Genomic DNA, 12272 nt, shown 5'->3' on the forward strand with positions numbered 1-12272 from the left:
CAAGTTTGGGCTAGTACACTTTTTACACCATGTATCTGCGCACCGTAAACAACTCGGATTTCGAAACTATCGCATCCTGGATTCCGGATGCTGCGGCTGCCCGTCGCTGGGCTGGTCCGCTTATATGCTTTCCGTTTTTGGCAGAGGACTTGCCGGCCGCATTGGCGATTCCTGGCTGTGAGACTACCAGCTACTGCCTGATTGACGACAAGCAAACGCCGCTTGGCTTCGGCCAGCATTGGGTATTCCAGGCGGAGGCGGTACATCTTGGCCGAATCATCGTGGACCCGCATGCGCGGGGACGCGGTCTCGGGCGGCGTCTTTGTCAGCAATTGATAGAGGCCGCACTCGATGCTACCCGGGCCAAGGCGATTACCTTGCGGGCTTATCGAACTAATGCTGCGGCAGTCGCCCTTTACGAGAGTCTGGGCTTCTCTGTGGTCGCGACCGAATCCACCGACGACATTCTCTTCATGCGAAAAGCGGTATCGTAAAGGCCCATGCCAATCACACCATTTCACTTTGGCCCTGGCGCCGCAATTCACGCGCTCGCCCCGCAACGAATCAGCTTCCTTGGGTTTTGCGCAGCGAACGTTTTAATCGATGTGGAGTCGCTCTACTACTTGAGCACCCACCAGTATCCGGTCCACAGGTTCTTCCATACCTACATCGGCGCGACACTGGTTGCGATCCTGGCTGTGATGCTATTCCTGGCTGCGAGATCCTTTGCCAGGCGGTTCTGGCTACCAAACCTGTTTGGGTGGCAGGCATTAAGCATCTCGTTTGTTGCGGCTGGCGCGGTGCTTGGCACTTACACGCACATCGTTTTCGACAGCATTATGCATTCGGACATGCTGCCCTTCGCGCCGTTCAGCGGTGCGAATCCGTTGCTCCGGATAGTGTCGCTCCCGGCATTGCATTGGTTTTGTGTTGCCTCCGGTGTCCTTGGCTTAACGATCCTGTTCTTCAAGAAGAGGTAATGCCAGCCCCGCGTACGGCGATCATTTGAGTTACAGTCTCGCCATGGATCTCTTCCCTCGATTCGTGCATCTGCTTGCGTTGGCACTGTTGGTGCCGTTTGCCGCGCTCGCGCAGGTGGCGGAAACGGCGCCGCTGAAGTTACGCATACCCGTCACGTCCGACGGTCATGCGAATTACTTTGTCCGTCTGCTGGAAGAGTCGCTGAAGTCGATTCAGCAGCCCTATCAGATTGAGTACGTGAAGGACATCCCCGCCCGCCGCATGTGGTCGATGCTCGGGAGCGGTGATATCAATCTCTTCTACGGCATGCAAAGCACGGACAAGCGCCGCAGCAAACAACTCGTCGAGGTGCGCAACGACCTGACCAACGGCTTGATTGGCCAGCGCGTGCTGTTAATTCGTCGTTCCGACACGGACGTCTTTTCGCGCGTGCAGTCGGTGGCAGATCTAAAGGCGACTGGCCTTATCGCCGGGTTCGGGGCTGGCTGGCGCGATACCAAAGTTTGGAAGGCGGCAGATTTGCCGCTGTATGAACACGCAGCGCCATGGCCCACCATTTATGGGATGGTGGCAGCGGGGAACCGGCATGTCGATTACCTGCCGCGCGGCGTAAATGAGGTGTTGGAGGAAGCGCGCCAGCATCCCGAACTGGTTGTGGAAAAACGCCTGCTGCTGGTGTATCCGGGCGACTTCGCGTTCTATCTGTCGTCGTCGGCTGCCGGCTACAGGCCTGTTATCGAGCGCGCGCTTCGGGCGGCGGAAGCGAGCGGACTTAAGGCCCGCCTATTGGCGGACGCCTTCGGCGCCGACGTCAAGGCGCTCGGCCTGAAACGCCGTATGCGCCTGCATCTCGCAGCGCCCAAAGACTAAAGGTCCCGCATCCCCTTACTTACATATAAGAAGCCATTAAGCTGCCATCCAGCCTTCTGTACTGCTGGGGGTAAGTGTCTGAACCTGGACAAGTTGGATATTCCGATCCGATCGGCCATACTTCCACGGAAGTTCATTTGACTCTTCAACAGCATATGGCACCGAACTCCACCAACCAACCTAAACAATCGCCGTTCCGGCTGCTGGCACTCATATTTCTGCTGCTGGGCATTCTGGAGTTGACGATATGGGTTCAAGGCGGCGGCACGGCCACGCATCATCTGATCATGGGGCTGGGTTTCCTGCTGATTGCGCCGAACGCATACCTCGATCCAATTAATGGCAATACCAGGGTGAGCACTTTATTCCGTGCCCGACCGCGCCCGCAGGCGGCAGGCATTCCGCAGCGTCTAAGCCTGGTTGGCACGCTCCTGCTGGTTGCGAGCTTTGCGGTCCAGTGGATGTAAGCTGATATGTCGAATTCAAAAGAATACGATGGCGGCTGCCTGTGCGGGAATATTCGCTTCCGCGCGCTTGGGCCGGCGCATAACCGGCACGGTTGCTCGTGCAAGATGTGCCAGCGGCATACGGGCGCGTTGACTGCGGCGTGGGTTGAGTTTCCACGAGCGTCGGTGCAATGGCTTGGTGCAGGCGGTGCGCTGGCTACGTGGCGTTCTTCGGAGTGGTCCAGCCGGGCGTTCTGCCCGGTGTGCGGCAGTTCCCTGGGTGCGATAGACGACAAGCCGACCGTCGCTTTGCTTGTGGGGACTTTCGACGCGGCCGATGATGAAGCCTTGCATTCCAGTGATTAGCCGCCGCAGTTTCTTGCTGGCTGGGGCGGGGCTTCCCTTTCTCGCCTCCTGCGCGAACGATTTGATGGCGCTACGCGACCGGCCGCCGCAGGTGCTTGCCAAAGAGCTTGGCCTGGGGGCGGCGGCATATGCCGCGCTGGGTGCCGGCAAGCCGGTGGCGGCGGTGCCACTTGCGGGCCAGCCGGATGCGATCTTCCAGGCGGCGTCGCTCACCAAACCGGTCGTGGCATTGGCTGCGCTGCGCCTGGTGCAGGCGGGCCGGCTGGAACTGGATGCGCCGGTGTCGCGCTACCTGCCGGGCGGCTACAAACACTTCCATAACGCGCTGCGGCGCGCGCCGGGCGATGCGTTCGACCTGCTGCCGGCGAGCACGCTGGCGCGCGTCACGGTGGCGCAGCTGCTCAATCACAGCTCGGGCTTTCCGAACTGGTCGAGCGGGAGGCTGTCTTTCAAGTCGGAGCCGGGCGAGCGTTGGGGCTACTCGGGCGAAGGCTATGTTTTGCTACAGAACGTGATCGAAGCGATCACGCAAGCCGACCTGGCGGGGTATCTGGAGCGGCATCTGTTCGCGCCCCTCGGCATGGGAGATACCAGCCTGGTATGGCGCGATTCCTTCGGCGCACGGGCCGTGGGCGGGTCGATGCTGCTTGGGATACAGCAGCGTGTCCGCTTCCATAGCGCGGTGGCAGCGTCCACGCTATACACCACGGCGGCGGATTATGCGCGCTTCATGGCTGCCGTTCTGGCGGATGATGCGGTCCTGGCGCTGATCCTGTCCCGCACCGTGGAGACGGATAAGCCGCTCGGGCTGAAATGGGGACTAGGCTGGGGGATCGAGCAAAGCGCCGGCGGACCATGCATCTGGCAGTGGGGGAACAACCCCGGCTTCCGCGCTTTCGCCATGGCGAATGTCGTTTCGAAGGGTGGCTTTGTGGTGCTGACGAACAGCGAGAACGGCATGCCGCTCGCCGCGTCCATCGCGCACGCTATACTGCCTGCGGAGCACAATGCTTTCCGTTTTCCCTGGGTGGCTTAGATGCTGAACGTCTGGGACCTGCTGTACTACTTGTCGCTTCTGCTGCTTGGCCTGCCGTTCGGGCTGTGGCCCTTGCTGATCAGCCTACCCAACACGGTGGCCGGCGCTTGTTTTCTGTTCACGAGGACCGTATGAGACATATCGTGTTTGCTGCATTGGCATTAGGGCTGGCGGCGCCGGCACTTGCGCAGTCCGAGGCGGAGGCGCTCTTTGCAAAGTACAAAGCCATGGAGCGCGCTTTTGATCCGGAGCTGGTGAACCTGTATTGCGATACGGCGCTGATCCGCAATGTGCGCAGCTATCCGGATGGCCAGCAGCGCACACTGGAGCTGCCGGCCCCCAGGTACAAGGAGCTGATTCGCAATGTCATGCCGCTGGCGAAAGCCAGGGGCGATGTAAACACCTATTCAGAGGTGGCCTTCTCGCCGGAAGGCGGCAATACGCGCATCACGGCGACGCGCCATTCGGAAATGAAAAAATATTCCAGCCCTATCTCGCTGCTGGTCGGGAAGTGCGGGAATTCTGTCGGCATTCTGGAAGAGTTGAGCCAGTCGAAAGGCTGAATATGCGAAAGTCCACCTGGCTGGCGATTGGGGCGGCCCTGACGGCCGGCCTGGCAGCCTTCGCGCGCGGCCCGGTGGGCCCGGCGTCGGTCGCTGTCGTTGAAGTCGATGAATTGCTGCGCGGGATGGCGATCGCACTGAGCAGCCCGCGCCCGATTGCGCCGGGCCGCGTGGCGATCGGGCCAACGACCGAGGCAAAGCGCATTCTGAAGGGTGCGCTGGGCGCGGCGGGATTGGTGGAGCGGGTGGAGGAAGGCGCCTGGCAGTATCTCTTGAGCGCACCCGGCGCGTCGCGGCCGGTGCATGTGCTGGTGCGCTATCGCGGCGACCATGTGCTGGCCGTGGCGATCGAGCATAGCGGGCAGGCGCCCGAACCGGGCCTGGTGCGGGCGATCCGCTCGCGCTTTCCCGGCTACGCGGTCAATGTCATTCCGCCTTCCGCAGGATGAATTGCGGGAAGCGCGACTTGACCTGTCCGACCAAAGCAGCATCCAGCGCGGCCTCGCTGCCCAGGGTCAGCAAGTTCTCCGTGCGGCAGCCTACCGGACGAAAATCCTGCAAGGCGTACGAGGTGCACCCCATCTCCGCCAGCGTCTCGGTCAAGGCCGTGAGATGCCGCGCTGTGGTCAGCTTGGGATGCACCGTGGTGCGGAACTCGTAGGGCACGCCGCTGTCCAGCACCATACGCGCGGCGGCCTGGGCGGCTTGCGCGCTGCCGGGGGCGCCGGTCAGTTCATCGTAGGCGTCGAACGATGTCTTGACGTCCAGTCCCACCCAGTCCACCAGTGGCAGCACCTGCTGCAGGCGCTGGGGATAGATGCCGGCGGTGTGCAGGCCGATCTTGAAGCCGAGCGCTTTCACGTCGCGCATGGCATCCTCCAGCGCCGGGTCCAGGGTCGGCTCGCCGCCGGAGAACACCACGGCGTCGAGCAGCCCGGCCCTGCTGGCCAGGAAGGTCAGCAAGTCCTTCCAGCGCATCAGCGGTTCGCTGCCGCGCGGCTGCAGGTGCGGGTTGTGGCAGTAGCTGCAACGCCAGGGGCAGCCCTGGACGAACACCACTGCCGCCAACTCGCCGGGATAGTCGGTGGACGTGAAGCGCGCGTAGCCGCCGACCTTCAGTCCCCGTTCATCCATTGTTCGGGCGCTCAACGAAGTAAGTGCGTTCGCGGAACTCGCCTTTCTTGCCGATGTTGAAGGACGAGTACGGGCGGTGGTAGCCCATGACGCGGGTCCAGATTTCGCAGGGCTGGCGTTCGGCGTCGGTCAGCGCAATGGATGGCGATGGGTTGGTGTCGTGCTTGGTCATGCGATCTCCTTTTGAAGTTTGCGCGCGATGATCTCTTCATCGCACTTGGGACAGAATTCATGCTTGCCGCTCAGATAGCCGTGTTTCGGGCAGATCGAGAAGGTCGGCGTTACGGTGATATACGGCAGGCGGAAGCGCGTCAGCGCGCGCTGCACCAGGCGGCGGCAGGCATCGGCGCTGGAGACTTGCTCGGTCATGTACAAGTGCAGCACGGTGCCGCCGGTGTACTTCCTTTGCAGCTCGTCCTGCCGCTCCAGCGCCTCGAACGGGTCGTCGGTGAAGCCCACCGGCAGCTGCGAGGAGTTGGTGTAGTACGGCATATCCGGCGTGCCAGCCTGCAGGATGTGCGGCAGGCGCGCACGGTCTTCCTTGGCGAAGCGGTAAGTGGTGCCTTCCGCCGGCGTCGCCTCCAGGTTGTACATATGGCCGGTCTCCTCCTGGAACTCCAGCATGCGCGCGCGGATGTGGTCCAGCAGGCGGATTGCCAGCGCGGCGCCGGCCTCGGTGGTGATGTCTTCCTTGTCGCCGCTGAAATTGCGAATCATCTCGTTGATGCCGTTCACGCCCAGCGTGGAGAAGTGATTGCGCAAAGTGCCCAGGTAGCGTTTGGTATAGGGGAACAGGCCGCCGTCCATCAGGCGCTGGATCACGGCGCGCTTGATTTCCAGGCTGGTCTTGCCCAGTTCCAGCAGTTCGTCCACGCGCGCCAGCAGCGCGGCCTCATCGCCGGCGTACAGGTAGCCCAGGCGGGCGCAGTTGATGGTGACCACACCCAGCGAACCGGTTTGCTCGGCGGAGCCAAACAAGCCGTTGCCGCGCTTGAGCAGCTCGCGCAGGTCCAGCTGCAGGCGGCAGCACATGGAGCGGATCATGTTCGGCTTTAATTCCGAGTTCACGAAATTCTGGAAGTACGGCAGGCCGTAGCGCGCCGTCATCTCGAACAGCAGCTCCGCGTTCGGCGTGTGCCAGTCGAAGTCCGGCGTGATGTTGTAGGTCGGGATCGGAAAGGTGAAGGCGCGCCCTTTGGCATCGCCGCGCATCATCACTTCGATGTAGGCGCGGTTGATCATGTCCATCTCGCCCTGCAGGTCGCCGTAGGTGAACGGCATTTCCTGGCCGGCGATCACGGGCACCTGCTCCTGCAGGTCTTCCGGGCAGGTCCAGTCGAAAGTCAAGTTGGTGAACGGGGTCTGGGTGCCCCAGCGCGACGGCACGTTCAGGTTGTAGATCAGCTCCTGCATGTATTGCAGCACCTGCGCGTAATCCAGGCGGTCGTTGCGCACATAGGGCGCCATATAGGTGTCGAAGGAGCTGAAGGCCTGCGCGCCGGCCCATTCGTTCTGCAAGGTGCCGAGGAAGTTCACGATCTGGCCGATGGCACTGGACATGTGCTTGGGCGGGCCGGATTCCACCTTGCCCGGCACGCCGTTCAGGCCCTCGTTCAACAAGGTGCGCAGCGACCAGCCGGCGCAATAGCCGGCCAGCATATCGAGGTCGTGGATGTGGATGTCGGCATTGCGGTGCGCCTGGCCTACTGCCGGCGGATAGACGTGATCGAGCCAGTAGTTGGCGATCATTTTGCCGGAAATGTTCAGGATCATGCCGCCCAGGGAATAGCCCTGGTTGGCGTTGGCGTTGACGCGCCAGTCGAGCTGCTGCAGGTATTCGTTTATCGAGGACTCAACGTCCACCGTGGTCTTGGTTTTCATTTTTCACCACTATATGTTGTGTGTTTTTAAATCTTACACACTAAATATAGTGAGCGCGTACCCTCAGCAGGCCATTATTTGATTTTCTTGATCCAGCTTAAGTCTGGCGAAAAAAGCTCGGTGCTAGACTCCGGGAATGAGCACATTCCCCCCCAATTACCACGCGCTGACGCAGTCGGTGTCGAACAACCTGTCCACCCTGCGCGCCGATATCGGCGATGTCATGCAGGGCTTCAGCGCCCTGGCCAAGGCCGCCACGCGCGATGGGGCGCTGGATAAGAAAACCAAGGAACTGATCGCTCTCGCCCTGGGCGTGGCGGGGCATTGCGACGCCTGCATCGGCTTCCACGCCAAGGCGCTGGTGCAGCTTGGCGCCAGCAAGGCGGAAGTGGAGGAGGCGCTGGGCATGGCCGTCTATATGGGCGGCGGACCATCGCTGATGTACGCGGCCAACGCCATCGCGGCCTACGAAGAATTCAAGGCCGCCGCCTAGCCCCTACTGCATGTGCAGCAGGTCGTGTTCGGCGAGCTCTTCACGCGCCGGCACTTTGCGCGGCAGCGTCAGGATGACGGTCGTGCCCTGGCCCGGCTCCGATTCGATCCGGATCGTGCCGCGCAGCACGCCGGTCACCAGGTTGTAGACGATGTTCATGCCCAGGCCCGAGCCGCCCTGCCCCATCTTGGTGGTGAAGAAGGGATCGTAGACCTGGTGCAGGGTGCGCGGGTTCATGCCCACGCCGTCGTCCGCGAAACGCAACTCGGCCGAGTGTTCGTCCACCTCGCCCACGCTGATCGTGATGCGGCCATGCTCGCGGCCTTCAAAGGCGTGCATCAGCGCATTCTGGATCAAGTTGCTCAGCACCTGTCCCACGCTGCCGGGGTAAGAGATGAAACTTAGCGCTTCCGGCATATTCACCTTCACCTCGCAGTTGGCGCGCCGCAGCTGGGCCGAATAGGTGGCCAGGGTATCGTGCACCACACCGTACAGGTTGAAGGAACGGCGCTTGTCGGCAGTCTGGTCGACCGCCACCTGCTTGAAGGAGTGGATCAGGTCGGCCGCGCGCGTCAGCGAATTGGTGATGATGGAGCACGCCATGCGCGCATCCTTCAGGTGCGTGTCGAGCGCGGAGCGTTTGATGCCGCCCTCGCCCAGTTGCCGCTCGAACTCGCGGCACATATCGCTCAGCGCGGTCGCCGTCAGCAGGCTGTTGCCGATCGGGGTATTCAGTTCGTGCGCAATGCCCGCCACCAGCGCGCCCAGCGACGCCATTTTCTCGGACGTGATCAGGCTGGCCTGCGCCTGTTTCAGCGTGAGCAGCACGGCCGACAAATCCTTGTGCGCGTTTTCCACATTGGCCTTCTGCAGCGCCAGCTCGGTCAGGCTGCGCTCCAGGCCATGCTTGGTATCGACCAGCGCCGCTTCGGCCTGTTTGCGCTCGGTGATATCGATGATGACCCAGACGCAGCCCTTGCGCGCATCTTTCGGGTCCAGCATGCGGCCATTCACCATGCACCACAGCTTTTTGCCGTTGGCGCCTGCCAGCTCCAGTTCGAAATGCATATTGCCGCCATCGGGACCGAGCTCGAAAGGATCGCCGTACCCGGCGGTCAGCACGGAACTGGAACGCCCGGTCAGCTCGCCCGGCTTGTATCCCATCATCTCTTCCAGCCCGCTATTGCAGCGCACGATGACGCCGTTGGCGATCAGGCCGATGCCCACGATCGCGCTGTCCTGCAAGGCGCGCAATTCGTCGGCCGTCACGCGCAGTTTTTGCGCCAGCGCGCGGCGTCGCTGCAAGGTCATGATTTGGGCGCCGATCAAGGCGCTGATAATAAAGCCGGCCAGGCCGATGACGGACACCAGCACCAGGTCGCGGCCATAGCGTTCGCCCTCGTGCCCTTCAAAGGTCATGACCCAGCGCCGTTCGCCCACGTCCAGCGGTACCCTGGCCGTGAGGCCCGGGACGGCCGGCAAGCGCTTGCCGGAACCGACCTTGCCGAAGCTGTCGAACATCAGGTTATCGACCGACGGCGGCTTGCTGCCGCCGCCGTTCAGGTAGCCGGCGTCGTTGATGCTGATATACATATGCTGCAGCATGGGGCTGTCGATCACTTCCGACATCAAATCATTGACGCGGAAGACGATGGCGACAAAGCCGACCAGGGCGGCGTCGCGCTCGGCCTCGGTCAGCAGCGAGGCGCCGCGCTTATAGATCGGCGCGCGCGCGACAAAGCCGGGCTGGCCGCTGTTGTCCTGCACCAGGGTAATGCGCTCGGTCGCCACCACACGCCCGGTGACCTTGCCCAGCTGCAGCGCCTGGAAGTGCGGCGGCAGCGCCGCCAGGTCGAGGCCGAAGGCATTTTCATTGCCCTTCATCGGCTCGTTGTATTCGATCAGGAAATGCTCGCGCCGCACCGAGGACGGGTGTACTTTATAGTCCGGATAGCCGCCCGATTGCAGGCTGTCGTCGGCGCGGATGCGCGCCGTGTAGGCTTCCAGCTGGGCCGCCGGCACGCGCCGCACGAACTGGATGGCCTGGAAACCGGGATAGCGCCGCTTCAGGTCCAGCTCGCGCACATAGCGGGTGAACTCCAGGCGCGAGACATCGTCATCCACCGCGAACACGCCTTTAATACTCAGCAGCATGTCGAAGTAGGTTTGCAGGCGCACCTGGGTGTCGCGCGAAATCTTTTGCGTGTCGCGCTGGAAGGTCTCGCTCGTTTGGCGGTCCTGCACATCGATAACAAACATGCAGACCCACACGGTGACGCAAATACCGACGATGAAGGCCAGGTATCCGTGTATGCGCATGCTTGCTCCGGACGGGATAGTGTGAACGACTATAGCATAGGGAAATGCGCAATGCGCCGGGGAAATTTTACATTGTCGCGCCCTGGTATCGAGCGGCAATTTCCCGCACTGCCTCCTCGGAAGCGAGCAGGGCATCGACCACATCCGGATCGAACTGCTCGCCGCTGCCCTGGCGGATCAGTTCGATGGCCGTCTCGTGCGTGAAGGCCGGGCGGTAGACCCGTTCCGACACCAGCGCATCGTACACATCGGCCACCGCCACCAGGCGCGCGGCAACGGGAATTGCCTCCCCGGCCAGGCCCTGCGGATAGCCGGAGCCGTCGTAGCGCTCCTGGTGGCTGTAAGTGATTTCTCGCGCAAAGCGCAGGAAGGCGTTGGAGTAGCCCAGCTCGCGCTCGACCCCGGCAATGGCGTCGCGGCCGTGCACGGTGTGCAGCTTCATGACCGCGAATTCCTCCGGCGTCAGGCGGCCCGGCTTGAGCAGGATCGCGTCCGGGATGCGCACCTTGCCGATATCGTGCAGCGGCGCCGCCTTGAACAAGAGCGGCAGGTAGGGCTCCACCAGCTCGTCGGCAAAACGCGGGTTGCCCTGCAGGCGGCGCGCCAGCAGCAGCACGATGTGCTGGATGCGGCGCAGGTGGGACGGGTCCTCCTCATCGCGCCACTCGGCCAGGCTGGCGATGGCCCAGACGGCGGCATCGGCCATCTGGCTGATTTCGCGCAACTGGCCGCGCTGGCGCTGCACCTGGGCGCGCGCCTGGCGCAGCTGCAGGTGGGTGGCGATGCGCGCGTGCAGCAGCTCCGGCACCAAGGGCCGCGCCACCACGTCCGCCACGCCTTCGGCAAAGGCGCGGCTCTCCAGCTCCGGCCGGCCGCGCTCGATCATGGCGATCAGGGGGATGCTGGCGGTGTCGGGGTTGGCGCGCAAGCCCTGGCACACGGTAAAACCATCGTGCAGCACGTCCACCAGGATCAGGTCGGGCCGCGGCAGTTGCTGGGCCAGGGCCTGGGCCGTGTCGCAGTCCTGCACGGTGCGCACGGTGTAGCGGTCCTCCAGCAAATGGCTAAGCTGGCGCAAGTGGTCGGCCGATCCATCAACGATCAGCAGCAACGGCTTTGGGAGTGGGCTAGTCATGGCGGCATGATACCGCACAGGAACTTGACGCAGGAATGTTCAGTCCGACAAGGCCGGCGTGCCATCCGGCAGGAAGGCGCCGAAACAACGGGTGCACTCGATGCAGAACAAATGCGCCACCCGCACATTCTTTTGGCGCAGCACCAGCTGCAGGTGGCCCTCCTCGCAGATCGGGCAGGTTTCGCGCATGGTGCCGCAGGCCAGCACATCATCGGCCAGGTAGTTGTCGTCATAGCGCACACCATCGACCACCCGCTGCGGGTCAAGCTCCACCAGGAACAGCTCGGGCTCCGGGCCGCGCTGATCGGGCACCGGATACGCGGCAGAATGATAGTGATTCATTTGATTCATTGTCATCCCCTTTGCCCAGCGCAGGTTACGGGCACTTTAACCATAGTCAAAGAAAGTCCCCGTAGCAAGGTCAGCGGTAAAATTCGCTTGCAATTAAATCGCACACTATCTATACTGCTTCACATGGACACCAAGACCCCCAACCTGGAACAAGTTCCCAAGCTCGACCAGCAATTGTGTTTCGCCCTGTACTCGACGTCCCTGGCGATGAACAAGCTGTATCGCAAGCTGCTGCGCAAGCTGGGCCTGACCTACTCCCAATACCTGGTCATGATGGTGTTGTGGGAGCAGAACGAGCAGACCGTTTCCGCCCTGGGCGAACGCCTGTTCCTCGACTCGGCCACGCTGACCCCGCTGCTCAAGCGGATGGAGCAGGCCGAGCTGATCACCCGCACCCGCTCGCCGCAAGACGAACGCCAGGTGATCATCGCCCTCACCCCGCACGGCAGCGAGTTGCGGAATGAGGGCGCCAAGCTGCCGGCCTGTGTATTAAATGCCAGCGGCTGCGACCTGGAGCAAGTGATCCGCCTGCAGCGCGAGCTGTCGGTCCTGCGAGCCAGCCTGATGAACAACGCCTGACCCCTCAAATGTCCGTCCTGGGGTCAGGAAGAAATGTGGACATTTTGTTCCGCGAAGAAATGTCCACTTTTCTTCCTGGTCTAAAGGTGGACATTTTTTAAAACCAATTAAGTAGTAC

16 protein-coding genes are annotated in these 12272 nt (G+C 62.3%); 10 read left to right on the plus strand and 6 right to left on the minus strand.

From position 1 onward, the window contains the following. Positions 1-29: 29 nt before the first annotated feature. From GTP41_RS25715 to GTP41_RS25750, 8 genes are all read left to right on the plus strand, one after another. Positions 30-494, plus strand: coding sequence for a GNAT family N-acetyltransferase (locus GTP41_RS25715; protein WP_161028448.1), 465 nt, complete (start codon positions 30-32; stop codon positions 492-494). Positions 495-500: 6 nt separating this feature from the next. Continuing rightward, positions 501-980, plus strand: coding sequence for a hypothetical protein (locus tag GTP41_RS25720; RefSeq protein ID WP_161028449.1), 480 nt, complete (start codon positions 501-503; stop codon positions 978-980). Positions 981-1023: 43 nt separating this feature from the next. Beyond that, positions 1024-1851: a transporter substrate-binding domain-containing protein gene (locus GTP41_RS25725; protein ID WP_202419887.1), complete on the plus strand. Its 828-nt coding sequence runs from the start codon at positions 1024-1026 to the stop codon at positions 1849-1851. 155 nt (positions 1852-2006) lie between these two features. After that, the gene (locus GTP41_RS25730; RefSeq protein WP_161028450.1) at positions 2007-2318 is read left to right on the plus strand and encodes a hypothetical protein; all 312 of its coding nucleotides are present in this window, start codon (positions 2007-2009) and stop codon (positions 2316-2318) included. Between the two features lie 6 nt (positions 2319-2324). Then, positions 2325-2663 carry a GFA family protein gene (locus GTP41_RS28045; RefSeq protein ID WP_161028451.1) on the plus strand — a complete coding sequence of 113 codons (339 nt, stop codon included), beginning with the start codon at positions 2325-2327 and terminating at the stop codon, positions 2661-2663. Between the two features lie 64 nt (positions 2664-2727). Then, positions 2728-3699, plus strand: coding sequence for a serine hydrolase domain-containing protein (locus tag GTP41_RS25740; RefSeq protein WP_229503086.1), 972 nt, complete (start codon positions 2728-2730; stop codon positions 3697-3699). 131 nt (positions 3700-3830) lie between these two features. Further along, positions 3831-4262 (plus strand): hypothetical protein, encoded by a 432-nt coding sequence (locus GTP41_RS25745; protein ID WP_161028453.1) that lies wholly within the window; start codon positions 3831-3833, stop codon positions 4260-4262. A gap of 2 nt (positions 4263-4264) precedes the next feature. Continuing rightward, positions 4265-4711, plus strand: coding sequence for a hypothetical protein (locus GTP41_RS25750; RefSeq protein WP_161028454.1), 447 nt, complete (start codon positions 4265-4267; stop codon positions 4709-4711). On the opposite strand, the gene GTP41_RS25755 is transcribed toward GTP41_RS25750, so the two are convergent. Genes GTP41_RS25755 through GTP41_RS25765 form a run of 3 tightly spaced genes read right to left on the minus strand, consistent with a single transcriptional unit; the run spans position 4689 to position 7277 of the window. After that, positions 4689-5396, minus strand: a complete 708-nt coding sequence (locus tag GTP41_RS25755) for an anaerobic ribonucleoside-triphosphate reductase activating protein (protein WP_161028455.1) — start codon at positions 5394-5396, stop codon at positions 4689-4691. The two genes, GTP41_RS25750 and GTP41_RS25755, sit on opposite strands and share 23 nt — an antisense overlap. Next, positions 5389-5568 carry an anaerobic ribonucleoside-triphosphate reductase gene (gene nrdD, locus GTP41_RS25760; protein WP_161028456.1) on the minus strand — a complete coding sequence of 60 codons (180 nt, stop codon included), beginning with the start codon at positions 5566-5568 and terminating at the stop codon, positions 5389-5391. Before nrdD ends, GTP41_RS25755 begins: the two co-directional genes overlap by 8 nt. Then, positions 5565-7277 (minus strand): ribonucleoside triphosphate reductase, encoded by a 1713-nt coding sequence (locus tag GTP41_RS25765; RefSeq protein WP_161028457.1) that lies wholly within the window; start codon positions 7275-7277, stop codon positions 5565-5567. The genes nrdD and GTP41_RS25765 overlap by 4 nt, the downstream gene beginning before the upstream one ends. A gap of 136 nt (positions 7278-7413) precedes the next feature. On the opposite strand from GTP41_RS25765, the gene GTP41_RS25770 reads away from it, so the two are divergent. After that, positions 7414-7770, plus strand: coding sequence for a carboxymuconolactone decarboxylase family protein (locus tag GTP41_RS25770; RefSeq protein ID WP_161028458.1), 357 nt, complete (start codon positions 7414-7416; stop codon positions 7768-7770). Positions 7771-7773: 3 nt separating this feature from the next. Here the strand turns inward: GTP41_RS25770 and GTP41_RS25775 are convergent, their stop codons facing one another. The 3 genes from GTP41_RS25775 to GTP41_RS25785 form a co-directional block, all read right to left on the minus strand. Next, on the minus strand, positions 7774-10089 hold the full coding sequence (locus GTP41_RS25775) for a CHASE domain-containing protein (RefSeq protein ID WP_161028459.1): 2316 nt from the start codon (positions 10087-10089) through the stop codon (positions 7774-7776). A gap of 67 nt (positions 10090-10156) precedes the next feature. Then, the gene (locus GTP41_RS25780; protein ID WP_161028460.1) at positions 10157-11224 is read right to left on the minus strand and encodes an HD domain-containing phosphohydrolase; all 1068 of its coding nucleotides are present in this window, start codon (positions 11222-11224) and stop codon (positions 10157-10159) included. A 39-nt stretch (positions 11225-11263) separates the two neighbouring features. Beyond that, the gene (locus tag GTP41_RS25785) at positions 11264-11575 is read right to left on the minus strand and encodes a hypothetical protein (protein WP_161028461.1); all 312 of its coding nucleotides are present in this window, start codon (positions 11573-11575) and stop codon (positions 11264-11266) included. Between the two features lie 123 nt (positions 11576-11698). Between GTP41_RS25785 and GTP41_RS25790 the strand changes: the two genes are divergently transcribed. After that, positions 11699-12154, plus strand: coding sequence for a MarR family winged helix-turn-helix transcriptional regulator (locus GTP41_RS25790; protein ID WP_161028462.1), 456 nt, complete (start codon positions 11699-11701; stop codon positions 12152-12154). Positions 12155-12272 lie beyond the last annotated feature (118 nt).

This window comes from Pseudoduganella guangdongensis, from assembly GCF_009857475.1.
Taxonomy (GTDB): Bacteria; Pseudomonadota; Gammaproteobacteria; order Burkholderiales; family Burkholderiaceae_D; genus Rugamonas; species Rugamonas guangdongensis.